The sequence below is a fragment of the Methylobacterium adhaesivum genome (genome assembly GCF_022179065.1).
GTDB classification, from domain to species: domain Bacteria; phylum Pseudomonadota; class Alphaproteobacteria; order Rhizobiales; family Beijerinckiaceae; genus Methylobacterium; species Methylobacterium adhaesivum.
The window spans coordinates 432,496-457,012 of sequence record NZ_BPQD01000001.1 but is presented as its reverse complement, the minus strand read 5'-3'; the positions used below and the strand labels follow the sequence as shown (position 1 = coordinate 457,012).

Annotated in this window: 18 protein-coding genes; 4 read left to right on the top strand and 14 right to left on the bottom strand. The window is 69.9% G+C overall.

Features of this window, described 5'->3' with window-relative positions; genetic code table 11:
- Nucleotides 1-62: 62 nt before the first annotated feature.
- The 5 genes from MFF01_RS02085 to MFF01_RS02065 all read right to left on the bottom strand — a co-directional run bounded on the left by MFF01_RS02085 (nt 63) and on the right by MFF01_RS02065 (nt 5,966).
- Entirely contained in the window at nt 63-1,214 is a 1,152-nt protein-coding gene (locus tag MFF01_RS02085) for a sensor histidine kinase (RefSeq protein ID WP_238221451.1), read from the bottom strand.
- A gap of 166 nt (nt 1,215-1,380) precedes the next feature.
- Nucleotides 1,381-3,285 carry a potassium transporter Kup gene (locus MFF01_RS02080; protein ID WP_238221450.1) on the bottom strand — a complete coding sequence of 635 codons (1,905 nt, stop codon included), beginning with the start codon at nt 3,283-3,285 and terminating at the stop codon, nt 1,381-1,383.
- A 118-nt stretch (nt 3,286-3,403) separates the two neighbouring features.
- Nucleotides 3,404-4,087, bottom strand: coding sequence for a dethiobiotin synthase (gene bioD, locus MFF01_RS02075; RefSeq protein WP_238221449.1), 684 nt, complete (start codon nt 4,085-4,087; stop codon nt 3,404-3,406).
- A 13-nt stretch (nt 4,088-4,100) separates the two neighbouring features.
- A complete protein-coding gene (locus MFF01_RS02070; RefSeq protein ID WP_238221448.1) occupies nt 4,101-4,874 on the bottom strand; it encodes a ferredoxin--NADP reductase in 774 nt (257 codons plus the stop codon).
- 156 nt (nt 4,875-5,030) lie between these two features.
- A complete protein-coding gene (locus MFF01_RS02065) occupies nt 5,031-5,966 on the bottom strand; it encodes a ring-cleaving dioxygenase (RefSeq protein WP_238221447.1) in 936 nt (311 codons plus the stop codon).
- Nucleotides 5,967-6,111: 145 nt separating this feature from the next.
- Here MFF01_RS02065 and MFF01_RS02060 point away from each other — a divergent pair, with 145 nt between their 5' ends.
- Nucleotides 6,112-6,735, top strand: a complete 624-nt coding sequence (locus MFF01_RS02060) for an FMN-dependent NADH-azoreductase (RefSeq protein WP_238221446.1) — start codon at nt 6,112-6,114, stop codon at nt 6,733-6,735.
- 7 nt (nt 6,736-6,742) lie between these two features.
- Here MFF01_RS02060 and MFF01_RS02055 read toward each other — a convergent pair whose 3' ends face one another.
- The 6 genes from MFF01_RS02055 to ileS form a co-directional block, all read right to left on the bottom strand.
- A complete protein-coding gene (locus MFF01_RS02055) occupies nt 6,743-7,342 on the bottom strand; it encodes a HupE/UreJ family protein (protein WP_238221445.1) in 600 nt (199 codons plus the stop codon).
- A gap of 77 nt (nt 7,343-7,419) precedes the next feature.
- Nucleotides 7,420-8,715, bottom strand: coding sequence for a M16 family metallopeptidase (locus tag MFF01_RS02050; protein WP_238221444.1), 1,296 nt, complete (start codon nt 8,713-8,715; stop codon nt 7,420-7,422).
- A 73-nt stretch (nt 8,716-8,788) separates the two neighbouring features.
- The gene (locus MFF01_RS02045) at nt 8,789-10,165 is read right to left on the bottom strand and encodes a M16 family metallopeptidase (protein ID WP_238221443.1); all 1,377 of its coding nucleotides are present in this window, start codon (nt 10,163-10,165) and stop codon (nt 8,789-8,791) included.
- Between the two features lie 130 nt (nt 10,166-10,295).
- Nucleotides 10,296-10,946, bottom strand: coding sequence for a hypothetical protein (locus MFF01_RS02040; protein WP_238221632.1), 651 nt, complete (start codon nt 10,944-10,946; stop codon nt 10,296-10,298).
- A 300-nt stretch (nt 10,947-11,246) separates the two neighbouring features.
- Complete coding sequence (gene lspA, locus MFF01_RS02035; protein WP_238221442.1) at nt 11,247-11,738, bottom strand: signal peptidase II; 492 nt, start codon at nt 11,736-11,738, stop codon at nt 11,247-11,249.
- Nucleotides 11,739-11,823: 85 nt separating this feature from the next.
- A complete protein-coding gene (ileS, locus tag MFF01_RS02030; RefSeq protein ID WP_238221441.1) occupies nt 11,824-14,799 on the bottom strand; it encodes an isoleucine--tRNA ligase in 2,976 nt (991 codons plus the stop codon).
- A gap of 408 nt (nt 14,800-15,207) precedes the next feature.
- Here ileS and MFF01_RS02025 point away from each other — a divergent pair, with 408 nt between their 5' ends.
- The gene (locus tag MFF01_RS02025) at nt 15,208-15,468 is read left to right on the top strand and encodes a hypothetical protein (protein ID WP_238221440.1); all 261 of its coding nucleotides are present in this window, start codon (nt 15,208-15,210) and stop codon (nt 15,466-15,468) included.
- On the opposite strand, the gene MFF01_RS02020 is transcribed toward MFF01_RS02025, so the two are convergent.
- Together MFF01_RS02020 and MFF01_RS02015 are read right to left on the bottom strand one after the other, a co-directional pair.
- Complete coding sequence (locus MFF01_RS02020; RefSeq protein WP_238221439.1) at nt 15,459-16,349, bottom strand: DMT family transporter; 891 nt, start codon at nt 16,347-16,349, stop codon at nt 15,459-15,461. The genes MFF01_RS02025 and MFF01_RS02020 overlap by 10 nt on opposite strands.
- A 232-nt stretch (nt 16,350-16,581) precedes the next feature.
- Complete coding sequence (locus tag MFF01_RS02015) at nt 16,582-18,213, bottom strand: alpha-D-glucose phosphate-specific phosphoglucomutase (protein WP_238221438.1); 1,632 nt, start codon at nt 18,211-18,213, stop codon at nt 16,582-16,584.
- Nucleotides 18,214-18,423: 210 nt separating this feature from the next.
- Between MFF01_RS02015 and MFF01_RS02010 the strand changes: the two genes are divergently transcribed.
- Together MFF01_RS02010 and MFF01_RS02005 are read left to right on the top strand one after the other, a co-directional pair.
- Nucleotides 18,424-21,708 carry a DEAD/DEAH box helicase gene (locus MFF01_RS02010; protein ID WP_238221437.1) on the top strand — a complete coding sequence of 1,095 codons (3,285 nt, stop codon included), beginning with the start codon at nt 18,424-18,426 and terminating at the stop codon, nt 21,706-21,708.
- A 222-nt stretch (nt 21,709-21,930) separates the two neighbouring features.
- On the top strand, nt 21,931-24,120 hold the full coding sequence (locus MFF01_RS02005; protein WP_238221436.1) for a TonB-dependent siderophore receptor: 2,190 nt from the start codon (nt 21,931-21,933) through the stop codon (nt 24,118-24,120).
- Nucleotides 24,121-24,161: 41 nt separating this feature from the next.
- Here the strand turns inward: MFF01_RS02005 and MFF01_RS02000 are convergent, their stop codons facing one another.
- Nucleotides 24,162-24,461 (bottom strand): YjjA family protein, encoded by a 300-nt coding sequence (locus MFF01_RS02000; RefSeq protein WP_238221435.1) that lies wholly within the window; start codon nt 24,459-24,461, stop codon nt 24,162-24,164.
- Nucleotides 24,462-24,517 lie beyond the last annotated feature (56 nt).

Here is a 24,517-nt window from a genome sequence, read left to right as displayed (position 1 = left end):
TCTGCGCGGCGTCCTTCGAGTGCCGCGCCGCGCGGACCCGGTGATTCCCGCGGCCGCCTCGATCAGGTGGCCGGACCGATCCGCAGGGAGAAATGCGCGCCCGGACGATCCCTCGCCACCTCCAGCGGGCCGCCGAGCTGGCGGGCGAGGCTGTTGACGATGCGCATGCCGAGGCTCGCGCGGCGCGGTGCCCCCGGATCGAAGCCCTCAGGGAGACCGACGCCGTCGTCGCAGACGGCGAGGAGGAGGCCATCCGCCTGCCCGTCGTGGATCGTGACGCGGATCTCGCCGCCCCCTTCCGGATAGGCGTACTTGATGGCGTTGGTCACGAGTTCGTTGACGAACAGGCCCAGGGGAATCGCCAGATCCGCCGGGATGTTCACCGTCGGTGCCCGGCACACCAGGGTATGGCGCGGCGCGTTCTCCTGCAGGCGGCCGCAGAGGGCTTCGAGGAAGCCCGCGACATCGATGGCTTCCAGGCTCGGCTGGCGCCAGAGCTGGTCGTGGACCTGGGCGACGGCCTCGACCCGGGTGCGGGCATCGGCGAGCGCCGCCTTCACGTCGTCGTTGTCGGAGCCCCGGGCCTGGAGCCCGAGGAACCCGGCGACCACCGCGAGGCTGTTCTTGACGCGATGGCTCATCTCGCGGGAGAGCAATTCCTGTCGCTCCAGGGCGGCCTTGAGGCGGGCCTCGGCGCGTTGGCGCTCGATGGCGCCGCCGACGAGGTTGGCGAAGCCCTGCATGAAGGCGATGTCCGCCTCTTCGAACTGACCCTCGCGGGTGTCGTCCACTTCGAGCACACCGTAATTGCCGTCGCGGTTGGCGATGAGCACGTTGATGGCCCGGCGGATGCCGTGATCGGCCATGAGCTTGGGCGTGCGGAAGCGGGTCTCTTCCTGGAGATGGTTCGAGATCACCGGCCTGCCGGTCTTGAGGGCATAGCCGGCGGGCGAGGCGAGGTCCGCCCCGATGATGGCCGTGCCGACGGCATCCGCCGCCCAGCCGACGCCCGCGCAGACGAGCAGGCAATCCTGGCGCGGCTGGTATTCGAGGGCCTTGCAGAACTGCGCATCCATGCCCTCGGCGCAGAGTTCCGTGGCCCGCTGGAGCAGGGGCAGCAACTCCGTCGCACGCAGGGCCTCGACGCCGAAATCCGAGAGGATCGCCTGCTGGCGCAGGCGCAGCGCCAGGGCATTGGGGACGCGTTCAGGCATCCGGAAGCTTCCGTTGTTCGAGAGGAGACCGACGGCCGTCCGCTTCGCGTTCTTGCTGTGCCGGCGCGCCGCTCGCAAGTCCGCGCGTCCGCAACGATGCGTGTGTTTCGTCCGGCTCCGGCATGGCCACTGCGTCACGGGGAGAAGCGGGAGCGTCCGGGCGTTCTCAGATCTCGATCTCCGTCCCGACTTCCACGAGTTGGCGCGTCGGCACGCAGAAATGCGCGCCCGTCCGCTCGGCGTTGCGCAGGAGGAAGGCGAACAACCCCTCGCGCCAGTCTGCCATCCCGCGATGGTCGCTCTTCGGAATGATGGTCTCGTGGCCGATGAAGATCGTGAGATCGTCGAGGCATTCGCTCGCGAGTGCGCCCGCCTTCACGGCGCAGGCGAGACCTTCGGGAATGGACGCGTCCTCCATGAAACCGTAGCGCAGGATCACCCGGGTGATGTCCGGCGTGATGGTGAGCACCTCGGCACGCTGCTCGGGCGCTACCACGGGGGCCTCTTCATAGAGGGCGGTGACGATGAGGATCCGCTTGTGCAGGGCGTGGGAGCGCTCGACGAAGCGCGACATGTGCAGGGGAATGCCGCTCGTCGCCGAGGACAGGAAGGCGGCGTTTCCCGGCAAGGTCAGGGGTGGATCGCGGCGGATCTGCTCCAGGAACTCGGCCTCGGGCTGACGCAGGCCGACCCGCACATCCTCCACGAGGTGGGTGCCCTTGCGCCAAGTCAGCATCACGAACGCGACGAGGCCCGCGAGGAGCAGCGGAAACCAGCCGCCCTCGAACAGCTTCACGCTGTTGGCGCTGAGGAAGACGAGGTCGATGAGGAGGAAGAACCCGTTGACGGCGAAGACCGCCACGGGATTGTAGCCCCATTTCAGGGCGACGAGGGTGGCGAGCACGGTGGTGATCGCCATGAGCGAGGCCACGGCGATGCCGTAGGCGCCGGCCAGGGCGTCGGACGTGCCGAAGATGAGCACGGCGCTGATGGTCGCGGCGGCGAGGAGCCAGTTCACCACCGGCACGTAGATCTGCCCGCGCTCGTGCCGGGCGGTGTGGACCACCCGCACGGGCGGCAGGAATCCGAGCTGGATCGATTGCTGGGTGAGGGAGAACGCGCCCGAGATGATCGCCTGCGAGGCGATGACGGTGGCCAGCGTCGCCAGGCCGATGAGCGGGATCTGCGCCCAACCGGGGGCGAGGCGGTAGAACGGGTTCTCGATGGCGTCGGGCGCGACGAGCAGCAGGGCGCCCTGTCCGAAATAGTGGATCACCAGGGCCGGCAGCACGAGGCCGAACCACGAGACGCGGATCGGCCCGGCGCCGAAATGCCCGAGATCGGCGTACATCGCCTCGCCGCCCGTCACCGCCAGGAAGGCGGCGCCCAGCATGGCGAAGCTGACATGCCAGCCCGCATGGAACAGGAAGTCCACGGCCCGCAGCGGATTGGCGGCCGCCAGGATCTGCGGCGCCTGAACGATGCCGGCGACACCCATCAGCGCCAGGACGAGGAACCAGACCAGCATCACGGGTCCGAAGATGCGCCCGATGAAGGCCACGCCTTTGCTCTGGACCAGGAACAGTCCGGCCAGGATCGCCAGGGTGATCGGCAGGACGTAGTGGGCCAGCCCGGGTGCCGCGACCTTGAGGCCCTCCACGGCACTCAGCACCGAGATGGCCGGTGTGATGGCCCCGTCGCCGTAGAGGAGGGCCGCCCCGACGAGACCGACGATGAGAAGGATTCCGGCCCACGACCCTGGCTTGGCGTGGCGCGCGCCGAGCAACGCCAGCATGGCGACGATCCCGCCCTCGCCCCGGTTGTCGGCGCGCAGGATCAGAACGGCGTATTTGACGGCCACGATGAGGATCAGCGACCACAGGATCAGCGAGACGGCGCCCGTGACGGCGATGGGGGTCGGTGGCGCTCCGGCGCTCGCTGCCCGCACCGCCTCCTTGAAGGCGTAGAGCGGACTGGTCCCGATATCGCCATAGACGATGCCGAGGGCGCCGATGAGCACGGCCGGGCGCGCGAGGCCCCCGTGCCCGGTCCGGGTCTGGTCTTGGGACAAGGGCGGATCTCCGGCGGGGCGCCTCGGCGACGCTTCTTCCCCGACGAGTTAGGGAGATCGCCGGCCGGCGTCCAGGGATGAAAATCGCCGTCGAGACGTGGCGCCCGGCGCCGCCTGCCTACGCACCAACCAGCCGGGCGAGACCGGCCGGGCAGGCGCCCCCGCGCACGATCTCGTGGACCGGGACGGCGACGTGCCGACGGATGGCGGCAGCCACGGTCTCAATGGGAGTCGGGGCATCGGGGCTCTCACAGACCGCGAGGCCGAGCAGGGGAACATCGTGGAGCCGCAGGGTCTCGGCAGCCGTCAGGGCGTGGCTGATGGCACCGAGATAGGAGCCGGTGACGAGGAGCGCCGGCACGGACAGGGCTTTCAGCCAGTCGAGGCCGGTGTGATCGGCCGTCACCGGACTCATCAGGCCGCCGACGCCCTCGACGAGGAGGGTGGAGCCCGGCGGCGTCGCGCCCATCTCGGCCCGACACCAGGCGACGAGGTCGGCGAGTGCCAGGGTGCGGCCTTCGCGGGCGGCGGCGAGATCGGGCGCGAGGGGCGCCGAGAACCGCCACGGCGAGCAGGCCGCGACGTTCTCGGGCGTCACGACGAGCCCCTGCGCCTCAAGGAGAATCGCCGTGTCGCTGGTTCGGAAGTCGGGATCCCCGATGGGCGGCACGCCGCTGGCGACGGGCTTGAGGGTGCGGACGTCGTGCCCGTCGCCCCGCAGGCGCCGCGTCAAGGCAGCGGTGACGTAGGTCTTGCCGATCTCGGTCCCGGCGCCGGCGATAAAGACGGCGTTGCCGCTCACATCGCGACGCGGCTCACTTTTCGACAAACGCCTTCTCGATGACGTAGTGGCCGGCCTCGCCGTGGTTGCCCTCGACGTAGCCGCCATCCGTCAGCAAGGCGCGGGTGTCGCGGATCATGTCCGGGCTGCCGCAGAGCATGAACCGGTCGTTCTCCACGGACATCGGCGGCAGGCCGATATCCGCGAACAGCTTGCCGGAGGTCATGAGGTCGGTGATCCGGCCGCGGTTGCGGAACGGCTCGCGGGTGACGGTGGGGTAGTAGATCAGTCCGGCGGAGATCACCTCGCCCAGGAACTCGTGGTTCGGCAGGTCCTGCGTGATGGTCTCGCCGTAGGCGAGTTCCTGCACGTGCCGGCAGCCGTGGACGAGCACCACCTTCTCGAAGCGCTCGTAAGTCTCCGGGTCCTTGATGATCGACATGAAGGGGGCGAGACCCGTGCCGGTGCCCAGCAGATAGAGGTTACGCCCCGGCATCAGATTGTCGAGCACCAGCGTGCCGGTCGGCTTCTTGCCGACCATGATCGGGTCGCCGACCTTAAGGTGCTGGAGCTTGGAGGTCAGGGGGCCGTTGGCGACCTTGATGGAGAAGAACTCGAGTTCTTCCTCATAATTCGCCGAGACGACCGAATAGGCACGCAGGAGCGGACGGCCCTCCACCTCGATGCCGATCATCACGAACTCACCGTTGCGGAAGCGGAACGCGGGATCGCGGGTCGTGCGGAAGGAGAACAGGGTGTCCGTCCAGTGGTGGACGGAGAGCACGCGCTCCTCGTTGAACTTGCTCATCGCCGGGTCCGTCTTGCATCTCGAAGCTTTGCGGGCGTCTTCTCGCACCTGCGGTGCCCGCGTCAAGGCGGTGCGGGCGCACAGGTGCCCCGCGCCGCCGGGGGCGGGGCTTTGCCGCAACTGTCTGGAATCACTCTCGATTACCGCGAGCCCGAGTCAAAGCGGCTTCAGCCCGGCCTCGATCTCGGCCCGGCGTCCTTCGAGGAACGGAGGAAGCGCCAGATGCTCGCCCAAGGTCTCCAGGGGCTCGTCGGCGGTGAAGCCGGGACCGTCCGTGGCGATCTCGAACAGGATGCCGTTGGGCTCGCGGAAGTACAGGCTCTGGAAATAGAACCGGTCGATGGGGCCACTCGTCGGCATGCGCTTCACCTTCAGGCGATCGGCCCAGGCTGCGTAGTCCGCATCGGGGATTCGGAAGGCGACGTGATGGACGGCGCCCGCCCCCTGGCGCGCCGGCGGCAGGTCGGGCTGGGCCAAGAGGTGGAGTTCGGCGGCCGGTCCCCCCTCCCCCATGCGCCAGACCCGGACCGCGCCCTCCGGCAGCGCGTAGGTGCGATCGCGGGCCATACCCAGAACCTCGGAGAGAACCGCCTCGGTCCGCCCGACCTGCGCAACGGCGAGGCGGATCGGCCCGAGGCCACGGATCTGGTGCTCGGCCGGCACGGGGCTGCGCGCCCAGGGGTGAGCCGGACCGGCGCCGCCATCGTCGACGAGCATGAAGCGCTGGCCTTCCGCATCCTCGAAATCCAGGCTGTATCGCCCGTCGCGCTCCACCGGCTCGGCATGGGCGACGCCCTGCCGGGCGAGGTGCTCGCGCCACCAATCGATGGCGGCGGTCCCCGCAACCCGCAGGCCCGTGCGGGTGATGCTGTCCGTGCCGCGCCGCTCGGGCGGCGCCGGCCAGTCGAAGAAGGTGAGATCGGTGCCGGGTGAGGCGAGGCCGTCGGCGTAGAACAGGTGATAGGCCGAGACGTCGTCCTGATTCACCGTCTTCTTCACGAGCCGCAAGCCGAGGGTGCGGGTGTAGAACGCGGCGTTGTCGGCAGCCCGCGCCGTGATGGCGGTGAGGTGGTGGATTCCGGTGAGGTGCATCGCGCTTATCCGGCTGGGTGACTCAGGGTCGGTCCAAGGGTCAGATGGGGCCACCCCCCGCCTATGACAAAGCGGTGTGCCCCCTGGCGTGGGGCGCCCGGCGCGATAGGTGGGGTTCGTTTCCCAGCCTAACCCGGAGCCCTCGATGCCGCATCTCCTCTACGTCGAAGCCTCGCCGCGCAAGGAGCGGTCCGCCTCCATCGAAGTGGCGCATGCCTTCCTCGAAGCTTGGCGCGCCCGCCATCCCGACGGCACCGTCGACACCCTCGACGTCTGGAACACCGATCTGCCGGAATTCGATGGCGAGGCGCTCGCGGCGAAGTACGCTGGGCTCGCGGGCGAGGCCTTGAGCCCGGCGCAAGATGCGGCATGGGGCGCGATCCGGGCGCTCGCCGGCCGCTTCCAGGCGGCGGACCTCCTCGTGTTCGGCGTGCCGATGTGGAACTACACGATCCCGTACAAGCTCAAGCACCTGTTCGATCTCGTATCGCAGAAGGACCTGCTGTTCAGCTTCGACGAGCGCGGCCAGAACGGGCTGCTGACCGCGAAGGCCGTGGTGATCAACGCGCGCGGCGTCGCCATCGGGGCGGATTTCCCGGCCGAGATCTACGATCACCAATCGACCTACATGGCCACCTGGCTGCGCATGGTCGGCATCACCGACGTGCATCAGATTGCGGTGGAGAAGGGTCTGATGGGCGCCGATCTCGACCGGGAGTCCCGCGCTAAGGGCCGCGCCGAGGCCGAGGCCCTGGCGGCGACGCTCTGACGCCGCGTCAGAAGGCGCCGGCGAGGAGACCGAGGCCGGCGGCGGCCAGGGCCGCCCCGGCGACGCGCAGGGCAGGAGGGGTATCGAGGCGGCGGGCGGCGAGGCCAAGGCCGAGGCCGGCGGCGTGCAGGAACGCCGTGGCGGCAAGGAAGCCAAGACCGTAGGCGACACCCGATGCGGCGCCGGGCATCTCGGCGCCGTGGGCGAAGCCATGGAACACCGCGAACGCGCCGACGAGGGCCATGGCGCCGGCCACGGGCGGCACCGCCCCGAGGGCGAGGACCAGCCCGAGGACGAGGACCGACAGGGCGATGCCGGTCTCGACATAGGGGAGATCCCACCCGAGGGCACCGGCGGCACCGCCGACGGCCATCATGGCGAGGAAAGCCGCCGGTACGAGCAGCAGCGCCCGTCCGCCGATGCGCGCCGCGATGAGGCCAACCGCCACCATGGCGAGCACGTGGTCGAGCCCGCCGAGGGGATGCAGGAAACCTTGAGTCGCGCCCCCAGCATCATGGCCGGGATGGGCCAGGGCGGGCGTCGCGATCACGAGGGCCAGGGGCATGATCGCCGCGCGGGCGAGGAGCGTCGACAGGGCAGAGGTCATTCCGGAGCGATCCCAGGATCCATGGCAGGCGGCGCAGTGTAGCAACCGCCATGCCCCGGAGCATCCCCGGATGTCTCTCAGAAGTCGGTGGGCCGGCCGGCCGCCACCACGAGCATCTTGCCGTCCGCGAAGGTGCGGGCGCCCGCGCGGCGGATGTCGGCCTGGGTGACGTTGGCGACGAGGTCGTTGCGCCGGGCGATATAGTCCATGCCCAGGCCCTCGAAGGCGATCTGGGCGAGCTGATGGGCGATCTTCGTCGAGGTGTCGAAGCCCAGCGCGTAGGAACCGGTGAGGTAGTCCTTGGCCTTCTGCAGTTCCTCGTCGGAGGGACCCTCGGAGATCAGCCGTCCGATCTCGTCGCCGATCACCGCGAGGGCCTCGCCGACGCGCTCGTTCTTCGTGGCGGTGTAGCCCCAGGTCATGGCGGAGGCGCGGTGACTGACGAGGGACGTGCCCACCGAATAGGCGAGGCCGCGCTTCTCCCGCACCTCCTGGAACAGGCGCGAGGTGAAGGAGCCGCCGCCCAGGATGTGGTTCAGCACGTAGGCCGGGATGAAATCGGGGTCGCGCCACGGCACGCCGCCCATGCCGAAGCGCAGGACCGATTGCGGCACGTCGATATCGACGACGTGACGCTGGCCGAGATTGCCCACCCGCGTCTGCGGCACCACCGTGAGGGGGGCGGCGAGATCGAGGCGGCCGAAGGCGCGCTCCAGGGCATCGGCGAGGCGCGCGGCATCGATGGCGCCGACCGCCGCGACCTTCACGGCACCACGTCCGACGATCTTGCGATGGAGCTCCACGAGGTCGTCGCGGGTGATGGCCGCGATGCTCTCGGGCGTGCCCGACGAGGGCCGGGCATAGGGATGGCCGGCGAAGGCCTCGGCGAAGAAGCGGCGCGAGGCCATCACGCCCGGATCGTTCTGCTGGTAGCGCAGGCCCGCGAGGGTCTGGGCCCGCACCCGCTCGATGGCGTCGGGGTCGAGGCGGGGCTTGGCGAGCGCCAGGGCCAGGAGGTCGATGGCTTCGTCGGCGTGCTTGACCAGCATCTTGAGGGAGCCGCCGAGCGCATCCGCCCCGGCATGGAACGAGAGCTCGATGGCCCGGGCCGCCAAGCGTTCCTGGAAGGCGTCCGAGACGAGATCTCCGGCCCCCTCGTCGAGGAGGCGGGCCAGCATCTGGGCGACGCCGGCCTTGCCCTCGGGGTCCTGGGCGGCGCCGCCCTCGAAGGTGAAGGCCAGGGCGATGAGGGGCACCACCTGCGATTCGACGTGCCAGGCTTCGATGCCGGCCGCCGTGGCGACGGGAACGGCCTGTGTCGGCGAGTTGGACGCGTGGGTCGCGGTATCGACCAGTTGGGGAGCCATGGTCATGGAAACCTCGTTGTCTGTGCCGGGCGCGGCGCGTGTTTCGCGCCGCAGCCTCGAAATCCGGGTGGCCGGGCCTTCAGGCGTCGGCGTCGCGGGTCTTGGTCAGGTAGCCCGTGACGGAACGTTGCGGCACGAGGTAGCGCTCGGCCACCGCCGCGAGGCGCGCCTGGGTCACCCCCTCGATGTCGGAGGGCCAGCGGAGCACCTCGTCGATGCTCTCGCCGATGGCGAGGGCCGAGCCGTAGATGCGCGCGAGCGACGACTGGCTGTCGGAAGAATAGACCGTCTCGGCCACGAGGCGGGTCTTGGCCCGCTCGATGGCCTCGGCCGTCAGGGCCTCGGAGGGCGCGCGGCGCAGGACGCGGTCGACCTCCTCCTCAAGCTTCTCCAGGCTCACGCCCTCGGCGGGGATCGCGTAGACGGAGAAGCGGGTGTCGTCGATGGCCGAGCCCATGTACCAGGCGCCCGCATTCACGGCGACGCCGAGTTCCATGACGAGCTTGCGGTAGAGGTAGGACGTCGAGCCCCCGCCCATCACCTCCGCGAGGAGTTCGAGGGCATGGCACTCGCCGTCCTGGGCGGTGATGCAGGACGGCGTGAGGTAGAGCCGCTGCAGAGTCGGCTGCTCCACCTTCGGGTCGGCCACGGCCAAGCGGCGCAGGGCCTTCGGCTCCGGCTCGCGGGCCCGCACCCGCACGGGCCGGGCGCCCTGCGGCGTCACGCGGCCGTAGGTGTCATCGGCCATGCGGCGCACGTCCTCGGCGGTCACGTCTCCGGCCACCACCAAGATGGCGTTCTCGGGGGTATAGAAGCGCTTGTAGTAGTTGAGCGCGTGGGTGCGGTTCAGGTCCTCGATCTCGTGCATCCAGCCGATGATCGGCGTGCCGTAGGGATGATGGACGAAGAGAGAGGCCGCCATGGCCTCGGAGAGCTGGGCCGACGGGTCGGTCTCGACCCGCATCCGGCGCTCCTCCAGCACCACGTCGCGCTCGGGCGCCACCACGGCATCGTCGAGGACGAGGCCGGTCATGCGGTCGGCCTCGAACTCCATCATGGTCTTGAGATGGTCGCGGGCCACGCGCTGGAAATAGGCGGTGTAGTCGTAGCTCGTGAACGCGTTCTCCTGGCCGCCGAGACCCGACACGGCCTTCGAGAAGGCGCCGACGGGATGCCGCTCGGTGCCCTTGAACATCAGGTGTTCGAGGAAGTGGGCAATGCCGGACTGCCCCCGCGGATCATCGGCCGAACCGTTACGGTACCAGACCATATGGGTGACGACGGGGGCACGGTGATCGGGGACCACGACCACGTCGAGGCCGTTGTCGAGGGTGAAGGCACCGACATCGGGGCCGCCCGCCTCGGAGCGCCCGAGCGGCGCGGCCTCGACCCGGCTCGCGCTGGCGTGGCGGCGGCTGGAGCCGAGGAGCGGAACGTCCTTCCGGAACAGGTGCATCGAAGAGCTTTCCTTCAGCGTCCGGTCCGCACGGGACCGTCCGTCTCGTTGAGCATCACATGGAGGCCCGGCCCCGCGTCGCATAGACCGGACCAGCGCCACGGACCGGCCGCAGGGCCGGCGGAGTGTGTCAGTTGCCGCGCGAGCGGATATAGGCGCCCGGATCGGCTTCCTCGCGCTCGCGCGAGGGGTTGTTGATCGGCTCACCGCTCGATTTGGCGACCTTGCGGGGCGGCTTGCGGTATCCGGTCGGCGGGTCGGTCAGCACGTCGCGGTCGGGTTCCACCAGGGACGGCTCGGACGCCTCCTCGGACCGCAGGCCGAAGGGGTTGGACCAGAACGAATTGCGGTCGGCGGTCTCGCCCTCGGGCCGCCCCGGCTCCGTGCGGACCTGCGCGTCGGCGCGGCGCCCGGCCCGCATCTCGTCGATGGAGAGGGTCATATTGTTGTCGTCCGTGCGCCCCTGCGCGCCCCGCACGATGGGCTTGCGGGCCTCGATTCGCTCGCGCTCGCGCTGAGCGATCTCCGGGTCCTTTGGCCATTGCGGCGAGGCGGTGGCCTGACGCGGCGCCGGCAGCGCCTTGCCGTCGAGCTTCGGCGGCATCACGAGGGGCGCCCGCTCGCGGTAGGTGATGGCCGGCTTCTCGGGCTCGATGAGGCCGATGTTGCTCAGGGCATCGCGCATGAACACGCCCTGCTGTGCCTGCGCGGAGCCGGCGAGGACAATGGCTCCCGCCAGAAGGCCGGTGACGGAAGAGAGGAATCCAGGCCGTGTGATCATGCCGCCCCCGATGCTGTCCGGTCGTCCACGCCCGGCAGCCCGGGCCCGGTTGGTCGCGTTCACGAAGGCGATCCTGATCCGGCTCCAAACGCCTGATCCCGGTTTCGGGCGATCGTATGGCGCCTTGACCGCAGGGCGCCAGACCGGCGCCGACAACGATTCACGCTGTGGTTTACGGATCACAGGCTCCGTGCGCCGCGACGGGCGACCGAAGCGGCGCAGAGGGCCGCACAAAACTGACGGTCCCCGCCGGTTCTCGCTCCCAGCACGACGGCCCGAAGGGAGTTTCGTGCGCGACGCTCAGACCGGCGGCACGGCCGCCTTGCGCGGGTCCGGCCGCAGGCTGTCGATCACGAGGCCCACGACGCCCGCGACGATGGCGGCATCGGCGATGTTGAACACGTACCATGACCACGTGCCCCAGTAGAGGTGCACGAAGTCGAACACCGCCCCGTAGACCGCCCGGTCGATGGCGTTGCCGATGGCGCCGCCCGCCACCAGGCCGAGGGAGACGGCGAGGAGGCGCGAGTCCGTGCGGCGCATCCACACCACGAGGCCGATGGCAGCGAGTGCCGAGATGCCTACGAGGAGCCAGCGGCCGAAGCCGCCATCCTGCTGAAACAGACCATACGACACGCCCCTGTTCCAAACCACGAGGAGATCGGCGAAGGGGGCGATCCGCCAGGGTTGGGTCAGGACAAGGTCAGTTCCGCGATAGAGCCAGAGCTTGGAGGCCTGATCGAGGACCAGGGTGGCGAGGAGACCGGCAAGGCCGAGGCGGAACGGGGTCATCAGTTCGTCCGGAGGGCGCATGGGGGACGCGCAGACCCCTTCCCCCGCGGGGGAAGAGCGTCACGGTGTCGTGCTTCCGCTAGACTCACGCCGCTGCGCCGTGGGCGGCATCCCACTCGCGCAGGGCCTGGGCGTCGCGGGGCGTCACGTCCGGATAGGCCGCATCCGTGCCGACCTCCGGGGTGACTCGCCACGACCGGGCGCATTTGCGCCCCTCGGCGAGGGCCGGCACCACGGCGACGCCGCGCACGTCGTCGAGGCGGAAGGCGTCCGCCGGCCCCTCGCCGGCCTCGATGCGGATGGCCGACGTGATGCACACCTCGGCGAAATCGATCCCGTCGAGGGCGCCGCGCAGGTCCGCATCGGCGACGAACACCGTCGGCGCCGCCTCGAGGCTCGCGCCGATGCGTTTGCCCGCCCGCTCGATCTCCAGGGCGCCGGTGACGACGCGGCGCACGCGCCGGACCTTCTGCCAACGCACGGCGAGCGCCTCGTCGCGCCAGGCGGCGGGGGTCTCCGGCAGGGTCTGGAGATGCACGGAGCCGGTCTCCGACGGATACCGGTCGAGCCAGGCCTCCTCCGCCGTGAAGGCGAGGACGGGGCTGAGCCAGATCGTGACCCGGCGGAAGGTCTCGTCGATGACCTGCAGGGCGGCCCGGCGGACCTTCGACGAGATCGGATCGCAGTAGAGGGCATCCTTGCGCACGTCGAAGTAGAACGCCGAGAGGTCGCCGGTCATGAAACCGTTGAGCAGGGCCACGACGCGCTTGAGATCGAAGCTCGCGTAGGCCTCGCGGATCTCGCCATCGAGCTCCGCGAGGCGGTGCCGGATCAGGCGCTCCAGCTCGGGCAGCTCGGCATGCGGGATCTCCGCACCCGTCTCGAAATGCGCAAGGGAGCCGAGCATCCAGCGCAAGCTGTTGCGCAGCTTGCGGTAGGTCTCGGCGAAGGTCTTGATGATCTCCGGGCCGATGCGGAGATCGTCGGTGTAGTCAGAGGCCGCCACCCACAGGCGCAGGATGTCGGCGCCCGAATCCTTGATGATGTTCTGCGGTGCGACGACGTTGCCCTTGGATTTGGACATCTTCAGGCCCTTGGGGTCGAGGACGAACCCGTGGGTGAGGACGATGTCGTAGGGCGCACGTCCCCGCGTACCGGAGGATTCCAGCAGCGACGACTGAAACCAGCCGCGATGCTGGTCGGACCCTTCGAGATACATCACCGTGTCGGTGCCGCCGTCGCGCTTGCGCACTACGCCCGAGAGGCCGGGGAACTGCTTCGCGTCGTCGAGGACGAAGGCGTGGGTCGAGCCGGAATCGAACCAGACGTCGAGGACGTCCGTGACCTTCTCGTAGTCGGCCGGATCGTAGTCGGGCGCCAGGAAGCGGGCGCCGTCCGGATCGGTGAACCAGGCATCCGCGCCTTCCGCCTCGAAGGCGTCCGCGATGCGGGCGTTCACACGGTCGTCGCGAAGAACCTCGTGGGTGCCCCTCTTCACGAACACCGTGATCGGCACGCCCCAGGCGCGCTGGCGCGAGACCACCCAGTCGGGCCGGTTGCCGACCATGCCGTTGATGCGGTTCTTGCCCTGGGGCGGCACCCACTGGGTGTCGTCGATGGCCTGGAGCGCCGTCTCGCGCAGGGTGCGGCTGCCCAGCGATTCCACCGGCTTGTCCATCGCGATGAACCATTGCGGCGTATTGCGGAAGATGACGGGCTTCCTCGAGCGCCAGGAATGAGGATAGCTGTGCTTGAGGGTGCCGCGCGCCACGAGGGTGCCAGCCTCCGTGAGGGCGGCGATGACGGCCTTGTTGGCGTCGCCCTTTTCGCCCTTGTGGTTAAGAACGAGTTTTCCCGTGAAACCGGGCGCGTCTTCCGTCAGGGCACCATCGGCATCCACGGTGTAGGGGATGCGGGTGTCGATGCCGCGCTCGGCAAGCGCCCGGCCGTTGGCCATCCAGACCTCGAAATCCTCGCGGCCATGGCCCGGCGCCGTGTGCACGAAGCCGGTACCGGCCTCATCGGTGACGTGGTCGCCGTCGAGGAGCGGGACGGGGAAGTCGTAGCCGGGAACATGGCCGGCGAGCGGATGCGCTAGGGTCAGGCCGGCGAGTTCGGCCGGGGTCACGTCGCGCAGGCGCTCGAAGCCTTCGACGCGGGCGCTCGCGAAGACGGAGGCCGCCAGGGTGTCGGCGAGGAGGTACGCGTCCCCGACCTTGGCCCAGTTGTCCTCGGCGGCAGCCGTCACCCGATAGAGCCCGTAGGCGACGCGCTTCGAATAGGCCACGGCGCGGTTGCCCGGCATCGTCCAGGGCGTCGTGGTCCAGATCACCACCCGCGCGTCTGCCAGATCTCCGGCGGCGCCAACGGTTGGCCGGAACGCCGCGAAGATGGTGTCGCTGACGACGTCCTCGTACTCGACCTCGGCCTCGGCGAGCGCCGTCTTCTCCACGACGGACCACATCACCGGCTTCGAGCCGCGATAGAGCTGGCCCGTCGTGGCAAACTTCATCAGCTCGCGGGCGATGGTCGCTTCGGCCGGGAACGTCATGGTGGCGTAGGGATGGTCCCAGTCGCCGGTGACGCCCAGCCGCTTGAACTCGGCCCGCTGGGTGTCGAGCCACTGCCCGGCGAAGGCGCGGCATTCCTGGCGGAATTCGAGGACCGGCACGCTGTCCTTGTTACGGCCCTTGGCGCGGTAGGCTTCCTCGATCTTCCACTCGATGGGCAGGCCGTGACAGTCCCAGCCCGGCACGTAGTTGGCGTCGAAGCCGAGCGCCCCTTGCGCCCGGACGATGCAGTCCTTGAGGATCTTGTTCAGCGCCGTGCCGATGTGGATGTTGCCGTTGGCGTAGGGCGGGCCGTCGTGCAGCACGAATTTCGGCCGGCCGGCGGCCTTCGCGCGGATCTGCCCGTACAGGTCGGTGGCCGCCCAGCGCTCCAGGAGCAGGGGCTCGCGCACGGGCAGACCCGCCCGCATGGGAAACTCGGTTTGGGGCAGGAACAGGGTCTTGGAATAGTCGCGGGCGGCCGCGCCGGCGGGCTGTGTGGGGTCGGTCATGGCTCTCTAAAGTCCGGGCGCCGCGATGGAGTCGGGCGCTGAAGCGGGAGGCGGTCCGCGAGGGACCGGCGGCGGAAGGGGCAATCGAGTGCCCTCCCGACCTCCGCCGGGCGCGCGTCGCAGCGGCCCTCAGACGGAGGCCGGGCTCATAATTCGCAGGCGGCCGGGGGAACGCGAGACGTCCGGACCGCGCGGATCGGCATCAGCGCACATGCGCGGGCTTCTAAAGCATCCGCCGGGAAAGTGGAAACCGGTTTTCGTCGCGAGCCGCCTCGCCGCAGAAGCATCCGGACTCGGCCTGCAGGCGCAAATCCCCCGGGGACTTTTTCCAAGCTCGGCCGTTGTCCTCGTAGCCCCGGCGCCTCTGCCCGTGCCGGAGGACAAACCAAGACACAGGAGAGAACCGCCATGAGAAATGCTCTGCTGGCCGCCAGCCTCATCCTCTCGACCTTTGCCCTGTCCGGCGCCGCCGACGCGCAGGGACTTCCCGGCGGCATCCGCCGGGGCGCCGCCGAGGGCGACCGGGTCGCCGGTCCCGTGGGCGGCATCGTCGGGGGTGCGGTCGGCGGCGCCGTCGGCACCGTCAATGGGGCGCTCGGCATCGATCCGGGCCGGCGCGCCTACCGCACGCGGATGAAGTCGCGCCGGCATCACCGCCATCACCGCTGAGGCGGCCGCCGCGTCCGGCGGTCCTGCGCGAGGAGGTAGAGCCCCGAGCCCACGACGATGGATGCCCCCAAAAGCGTCCATCGGTTCGGCACGTCGCCGAACACGAGGTAGCCGAGGAGCACCGACCACAGGAGCTGGGTGTAGATGAACGGCGCCAGCACGTTGGCGGGCGCGCGGGCATGGGCGAGCACCAGGAGCCAGTGCCCGAAGGTGCCGAACAGGCCGACCCCGACGAGGAGCGCCCAGGCGAGCCAGCCGGGCGGCGCGGTCCAGATCCACGGCAGCAGCGGCGTCATCAGGGCGAGGCCCGCGAGCCCCGAATACACCATGGTGGTGGCCGTGGAATCGATGCTCGCGAGCCGTCGCGTGGCGAGGATGTAGAGGGCGTAGCACAGCATGTTGCCGAGGCTGAGCAGCACCGCCGGTTGCACCGGCCCGACGCCCGGCCGGACGATGACGAGCACGCCGAGGAAGCCGACGCCGATGGCCGCGAGCCGCCGGGGCGTCGTCCATTCTCCCAGCACCGGCCCGGCAAGGAGCGCCACGGCCAGGGGCGCGGCGAACTGGATCGAGAGGGTCTCGGCCAGCTGCAGGTAGCGCAGGGCGAGGAAGTTCAGGGCGGTGGAGCCGAACAGAAGCAGCGAGCGCAGGATCTGTAGCCAGAGCCGGTTGGTGCGCATCACCCCCGGCGAGGTGACGGGATTGATGGCCAGCGAGATCGCCACGACGCTGACGGCGTAGCGCATGAAGGTGGTGAGGAGGGGATCGACGCCCAGACGCGCCAAGCTCTTGGCCGACGCATCCAGGCAGGCGAAGAACACCAGGGTCCCGCACATGAGCGCGATGCCGGCGCGCCTCCGGGCCGCTTCCTGATCCGTCATACCAGTTGATCACTTCGGATTGAGCGGCCGCGACCGGCTCCCTCTCCTGGAAGGAGAGGGTTGGGGTGAGGTGTGGTCCATTTCCGGAAAGGTCACACACCTCACACTGTCCCTCTCCTTCCAGGAGAGGGGACCCGCGCCAGGCGAGGAAGGGACTCACGTTGCACCGTTTCACCGAACGGATCCGGATAGGGCCTCCGGGCATAGCCGGCGGACCATGCCCGGGGCCGGATCAGGTCACGACACTCGGGGCGTCCCGGCCGGTGAGGGCAGCGATGTCGGCGATGGCGCACGCCGCGGCGACGGCGGAGGCCAGCACCTCGGCCACCGGCCGGTCGAGACGACCGGTGGCGGGCTCGAAGCGCTCGACATAGACCCGCAGGGTGGCGCCCGCCGTGCCGGTGCCCGATAGGCGGTAGACCACGCGCGCATCCTCGGCGAAGCCGATCCGGACCCCCTGCTCGGCGGTGACAGACCCGTCGACGGGATCGACGTAGCGGAAGTCGTCGGCGGTCGCGACGGTGAGGTCGCCGAACCGCTGCCCCGGCAGATCGGCGAGCTTCGCTCGCAGCCCGCTCATCAGCGCCTTGGCGGCGTCGGAATCGATCTCCTCGTAGTCGTGACGGGTATAGTAGTCGCGTCCGAAGCGGGCCCAGTGGGCGTGGACGAGGTCGCGGGCAGGCGTGCCGGTGGCGGCCAGAACGTTGAGCCACAGGAGCACGGCCCAGAGGCCGTCCTTCTCACGCACGTGGTCCGAGCCGGTGCCCGCACTCTCCTCGCCGCAGAGGGTGATGAGCCCGGCATCGAGCAGGGAGCCGAAGAACTTCCAGCCGGTCGGCGTCTCGTAGGCGGGGATGCCCAATGAGGCCGCCACCCGGTCCACCGCCCGGCTCGTCGGCATGGAGCGGGCGACGCCCGCGAGGCCGGCGGCATAGCCCGGCGCCCGGTGGGCATGGGCGGCGAGGATCGCGAGGCTGTCGCTCGGGGTCACGAACAGGCCCGGCGCCACGATCATGTTGCGGTCGCCGTCGCCGTCCGAAGCCGCGCCGAAATCGGGCGCGTCGGGGCTAAGCATGAGATCGTAGAGATCGTGGCAATGGACCGGGTTCGGGTCGGGGTGGTGGCCGCCGAAATCCGGCTGCGGCGTGCCGTTGACCACGGTGCCGGGCGCGGCTCCGAGTTCGCCTTCCAGAATGGCGTGGGCGTAGGGCCCCGTCACCGCGCTCATGGCGTCGAAGCGCATGCGGAAGCCCCCCGCGAAAAGAGCCCGGATCGCCTCGAAGTCGACGAGCGTCCGCATGAGGTGGAGGTAATCGGCCACGGGGTCGAGGACCGTCACCGCCATGGCGCCGATGCAGGTCTCACCCACGGCGTCGAGGTCGAGATCGGGCGCCTCGACGATGCGGTACTCGGTGAGCGCGAGGGTCCGGGCGAAGATCGCGGCGGTGACGTCCTCCGGGGCGGGGCCGCCGTTGGCCGTGTTGAACTTGATCCCGAAATCGCCGTCCGGGCCACCGGGATTGTGGCTCGCCGACAGGACGAGGCCGCCGATGGCGCCGTATTTACGGATGACGCAGGAGGCGGCTGGCGTCGAGAGCAGGCCGCCCCGTCCCACCAGAACGCGGGCGAACCCGTTGGCCGCCGCCATCTTGAGGGCGGTCTGCACCACCTCGCGGTTGAAGAACCGGCCGTCGCCGCCGATCACCAGGGTGGCGCCAGCCCGCTCGGGGATCGCATCGAAGATCGCCTGGACGAAGTTCTCGACGTAGCGCGGCTGCCGGAACACCGCGACCTTCTTGCGCAAGCCGGAGGTGCCGGGCTTCTGGTCGGGGAACGGGGTGGTCGCCACACTCTTGGCCGTCATCGTGCTCACATCTCCGCGCCGGCCTCGGGGCCGGATCGGGCATGAGCTTAGAGCGTAACCGTTCCCGAGTTCAAAGGGCTTGCGGCAACGTCACGCGATCGCAGCCTCCACCTGCGGCAAACAGGGGACAAGCCGATTCCGCCGGGAGCCCGACGCGCCCCGGCGCGTTCCCTTTGCCAACGAACACAAGCAGGGCGGTACGCATCCTCGATGGCAAAGCGCAGGACCAAGACGGCCCCCGCCCACCGCGACGCGGACATCGCGCCCCTCGTGCCCACGGGCGCCCTAGCGGTGGCCCTCCTCGACCGCGAGGCCGATGCACGCCCCCTCATCCACATCGCGCGGGAGCGCCACCGCCTCGGGGCGCTGGCCGACATCCTGCGCGCCCTGGCGCCGGACCGCAGCGTGGCGATCTATCCGGAATGGGATTGCCTGCCCTTCGACCGTGCCTCGCCCTCGCGGGGCGTCATGGGTGCGCGCGCGGGCGTGCTGCGCTGGCTGACCGATGCGAAGAACCTGCCCGATATCGTGCTCACCACCGCCCCGGCGTTGATCCAGCGGGTGCCGCCGCCCGAGACCTGGGCCGATGCCCATATCGAGATCCGGGTTGGCGACCGCCTCGACCCGCAGACCCTCACCACCGAACTCCAGCGCCTCGGCTACATCCTCGACGACCGGGTGGACGAACCCGGTGAGGTCGCCGTCCGCGGGCGCACCGTCGAGATCTTTCCCGCCGCTGCGACGCGCCCGTGCCGGATCGAGCACGACGAGGCCCGCGTCACCGCGATCCGCTCCTACGATCCCGTCTCGCAGCGGTCGTTGGCCGACGTCGCCACACTCGTCGTCGATTCCGCCACCGAGATCGTCCTGCCGCGTGACACCGGCGTGACCCTGCGTCCGTTCACCGGCCAGGAGCACGACCTGCCGCGCCTGTACCCGCGCCTCGTCACGCCCCTCGACTACGTGCCCGACGCCCGTCTGGTGATCGAGAGCGGCGCGCAGGACCGGGCCACGGCTTTCTTTGAACAGATCGCCGAGGGGCGCGAGGGGGCGGGGCGCACAGCCCCCCTGCCCTACCCGCTCTACCTCGAGCCGCAGGCGTGGGACGCCCTCCAGGGCGAGCGCCCCGTCACCCTGGCATCGAGCAAGGATGCCGAGGCCATCGCCCTGCCGGCCTTCGTCCGCAAGGCGCGTCCGGGGCCGGCCTTCGCCGAGGCGGTGCGGGCCCACGTCGCAGCGGGCGAGCGCGTGCTCCTCACGGGGCCGGCCGAGGCTCTGCCGCGCCTCGTGCGGGCCGCCGAGAAGGCGCTGTCCCGCAAGGCGCGCCGGGTCGCGGACTGGGCCGAGGTGCTGCGGGCGCCGGACGGCGACGTCCTCGTCCTGGCCGCCCCCGTCGAGGCCGGGTTCCGGGTCCCCGACGGCAACGTCGCGGTGATCGCGGCGGCCGATCTCTTCGGCAGTCGGGCCGCGACCACCAGTGCCGGCCAGACCGCGATCCTGCCCATGGGCGAAGTCGACCTGCGCGTGGGGGATGTGGCCGTAGACCGCGACAACGGACTGTGCGTGTTCGAGGGCCTGGAGGCCATCGCCATGGGTGAGGGCGAGGAGGATGCCCTGCGCCTGCGTTTTGCCAACGACGCCGTCCTCATGGTGCCGGTGAGCCAGGCCGACCGGATCTGGCGTTACGGCTCGGAGCCCGACGCCGTCACCCTCGACCGCCTCGACGGCGGCTCATGGGCACGCCGGCGCCTTGAGACGGAGGCCACCCTCGCCAAGGCCGCGCAGCGGATGTTGAAGAGCGCCGAGGAGCGGCGCGCGATCAAGGCGCCCGTCCTCGAGGCGTCGACCCACGAGATGGAGCGCTTCGCCGCCGGCTTCGGCTTCAACCTCACCGCCGATCAGGCGAACGCCGTCGACGGGGCGCTGACCGACCTCGCCTCGGGCCGGCCCATGGACCGCCTCGTCTGCGGCGACGTCGGGTTCGGCAAGACCGAGGTGGCCCTGCGGGCCGTGGCGGCGGCCCTGTTCTCCGGCAAGCAGGTCGCCGTGGTGGCGCCCACCACCGTTCTCGTCCGCCAGCACGTCCAGACCTTCCAGCGCCGGTTCGCCCGCTTCGGCATCGAGGTCGCCCACCTGTCGCGCCTCGTCTCCACGGCGGAGGGGAAGCGCGTGAAGGCCGGCCTCGCCGACGGCTCCATCCGCCTCGTCGTCGGCACGCAAGGGTTGGCAGCCAAGGGCGTCACCTTCGCCGATCTCGGCCTCATGGTCATCGACGAGGAGCAGCGCTTCGGCGCTAAGCTGAAGGAGAGCCTGCGGCGCGCGGCCGGCGACGGCCACGTGATGACGCTGACCGCGACGCCGATCCCCCGCACCCTGCAATCGGCCCTCGTCGGCCTGCAATCCTTGAGCGTCATCGCCACGCCGCCGAGCGTGCGTCAGCCGATCCGCACGGTGATCATGCCGTTCGACGACGGGGCCGTGCGCGCCGCGCTCCTGCGCGAGCACCGGCGCGGCGGCCAGAGCTTCGTCGTCTGTCCCCGCGTCGAGGACATCGCGCCGATGGCCAAGCGGCTTTCCGCCCTTGTGCCCGAACTCACGACGATGATCGCCCATGGCGACCTCAAGGCGGCCGAGATGGACGACGTGATGGTCCGTTTCGCCGATGGTGAGGGCGACGTGCTGCTCGCCACGAGCATCATCGAAAGCGGCCTCGATGTGCCCCGCGCCAACACCATGCTGGTGTGGGAGGCCGAACGCTTCGGCCTCGCCCAGCTTCATCAGCTGCGCGGCCGGGTCGGGCGCGGCCAGCGCCGGGGCGTCGCCTATCTCCTGAACCGTCCCGAGAAGCCCCTGACGCCGGCGACCGAGAAGCGCCTGCGCACCCTCGAAGCCCTCGACCGCCTGGGCGCGGGCTTCGCCATCAGCGCCCGCGACCTCGATCTGCGCGGCGCCGGCGACCTCGTGGGCGAGAACCAGGCCGGCCACGTCAAGCTCATCGGCCTCGGCCTCTATCAGCATCTCCTCCATCTCGCCCTGCGGGCGGCCAAGGGGGAGGCCGCAGAGGATTGGACGCCGGACATCCACCTCGGTCTCACGGGCCGCGTGCCCGCCGACTATGTGCCGGAGCCCGAACTGCGCCTGAGCCTCTACACCCGGCTCCTGCGACTGCGCTCGCCGGAGGAGGTCGAGGCCCTGCGCGGCGAGGTCGAGGATCGGTTCGGTCCCCTGCCGGAGGCGGTGGCCGATCTCGTCACCCTCGCGCGCCTGCGTGTCGGCTGCTGCGCCCTCGGCATCACACGCCTCAGCGGCGGCCCCCAGGGGCTCGCGGCCGATCTCCATCCGGACGCCCCCGCCCTCCTCGTGCCCGTCTCGGACGATCTCGTGCTCAAGAATCGCCGGGTGCTCCTGCGCCGCGGCAGCGAATGCCCGGCCGAGCGCGGACGCCTCGCCGTCGCCCTCCTCGAACGCCTCGGCGAGGCTCGCCGACGGGGCTGATCCCACCCGGTCGTGAGACCGTTCCGAACCCGCTGTGCCCTGGCCGCCACGGTCGTCGAGAGACGATCGTGGCGCTCTTGTATGCCGTCGAGCCGACGTCTACGGATCGCATAAAGCCGTTGTATCACAACAGTTTACGATAATTCTAAACAGCGCATGGCGCCATTGCCCCGCACCTCGTGCGGGATTGCAGGCGCGCGTCCGCGCCCCGGAGAACGCAGCATGTCCCCGATGTCGATGCGATGCAGGCCCCTCGCGCGCGCCGCCCTCGCGGGCGTTTCGCTCCTCGTCCTCGCGGGGGCGGCACAGGCCCAGCAGAACGCCGTCACCCTCGAGACCCTGAGCGTCGAAGGCAGCGGCGGCGGCCTCGGGTCCGGCGCACCCGGTGGGACCCGGCCCGAGACGGCGCGGGGACCCGTGCCCGGTTACGTCGCCAGCCGCAGCGCCACGGCGACGAAGACCGACACGCCGCTCATCCGCACCCCGCAATCCATCAGCGTCATCGGCGCGCAGCAGATCGAGGCGCAGCGCTCGCAGACGGTCTCGGAGGCCGTGCGCTACACGCCGGGCATCTACGCCAACCAGTTCGGCCCCGACACGCGCCTCGACTGGTTCCTCATCCGGGGCTTCTCGGCCACCGAGACCGGCCTGTTTCGCGACGGATTGCAGCTCTTCCAGACCTCGTTCGCAAACTATCGCATCGATCCGTTCGGCGCCGAGCGCATCGAGGTCCTGCGTGGACCGGCCGCGACCCTGTTCGGCGGTTCGCCGGTGGGCGGCCTCGTCAACATCGTGTCGAAGCGTCCCACCGTGGAGCCGTTCCGCTACGTCGAACTCGGCGGCGGCTCGTTCAACCAGCGTTATGCCGCCTTCGACCTCGGCGGCCCGGCGGACGCGTCCGGCCACTGGTTCTACCGTCTGACGGGCAAGCTGCAGAACAGCGACGCCCAGGTCCAGTTCGCGCCGGAGGACCGCTACTACATCGCACCGAGCTTCACCTATAAGCCGGACGGAGCCACCACCTTCACGGTGCTGACGAGCTTCCAGCGCGACGAGACCGGCGGCGCCGGCCAGTTCCTGCCCTATCTCGGCACCGTGCGCCCCAACGCGTCCGGCCTGCGCATCACCCGCACCCTCAACGCCAGCGATCCCCTGATCGACAGCTACACCCGCAACCAGGCGAACCTCGGCTACGAGTTCGAGCACCATGTCGACGACGTCTGGACGGTCCGCCAGAACTTCCGGTTCTCGTTCACGGAGGTGCGCGACCAGCGCTACGTCGGCAACGGCTACGCCGACACCGCCCAGACCGAACTCGCCCGCTACGGCTTCCTCACCACGCCGCGTGCCGGGCTGTTCACCGTCGACAATCAGGCGGAAGCCCGGTTTAACGACGGATACTTCGGCCATACCCTGCTGATGGGCGTCGACTACAAGCGCTACAGCCTGTCGGACAACCAGGGCACGACCTTCCCGGTCGCCTCGCTGAACATTCTGTCGCCGCGCTACTTCCAGGCCAGTGCCCGCCCCCTGCCCTACCGCGTCATCAATCAGCAACTTCAGCAGGTCGGCCTCTACGCGCAGGATCAGGTGGCGCTCACAGAGCGGCTAACCTTCCTCATCGGCGGCCGCCAGGACTTCGTGACCAACGATCTCCAGGACAAGCTCGTCCTGGCCAATTCTACCACGCAGAACGAGAGCGCCTTCACCGGGCGTCTGGGCCTGATCTACAATTTCGACAATGGCTTGGCGCCCTACGTCACTTACGGCACCTCGTTCAATCCGACGCCGGGCGCCGACGCGGGCAACCGCCCGTTCAAGGCCGACAAGGGCGAGCAGATCGAGGTCGGCGCCAAGTTCCAGCCCGTCGGCTGGAACACCTTCTTCACCGTGGCGGCCTTCGACCTCGTGCGCTCGAACGTGCTGACGCCGGACCCGAACTTCGCCTTCCAGAACGTCCAGCTCGGCAAGGTCCGTTCGCAGGGCTTCGAGGCGTCGGCCACCACCAGCCTCGCCGAGGGCCTCAACCTCATCGCGTCCTACACGATCTACGGCCTGCGCACGATCGAGGGCACGGGCGATGGCGTCGGCCGGGTGCCGGTGGGCATTCCCGAAAACTTCGCCTCGCTCTGGGCCGACTACACGATCCCCGTCGGAGACTTCAAAGGCTTCGGCTTCGGCGGTGGCGTGAACTATGTCGGCCGTTCCTACGCGGACGTCGCCAACAGCCTCAAGGTGCCTGAATACGTCACCTTCGATGCGGCGGTGCATTACGAGCGCGACGGCTGGCGCGCAGCGGTCAACATCCAGAACGCCGGAGACAAACGCTTCGTCTCGTCGTGCTCGAACGCGACCTCGTGCTTCTACGGCACCCAGCGCAGGATCATCGCCAGCCTCGGCTATCGCTGGTGAGGGCGACGGGGCGAAGGCTCGAACCTTCGCCCCGAAATGAACTATTCGCAGACGCGGACGCGGCGGATATGCTCGTCGCCGTAGGCGTCGATGTAGCCGCGCCGTTCCATGTGGCAGACCTCTTCCTCGACATAGACCGGGCGCGGCTCGCGGTAGACGGGGCGGCCGGGGTAGTAGCCGTTGTTCTGCGAGGAGGCGATGGCGCCCCCGATGGCGAGGCCGCCGAGCACGCCCAGGGCCGCCGCGCCGCCGGGGCCGATGCCGTCACGGGCCTGGGCCCCCGGCACCGCCGTCATCGCGAGGCTGCCGGCCAGCGCCGCGCAGAGGAGGGTCCGCTTCATGATGCTGTTCCTTGAAGGATCTCGAATCCGGTCTTCAGGATGAAATCTGGCCCTCG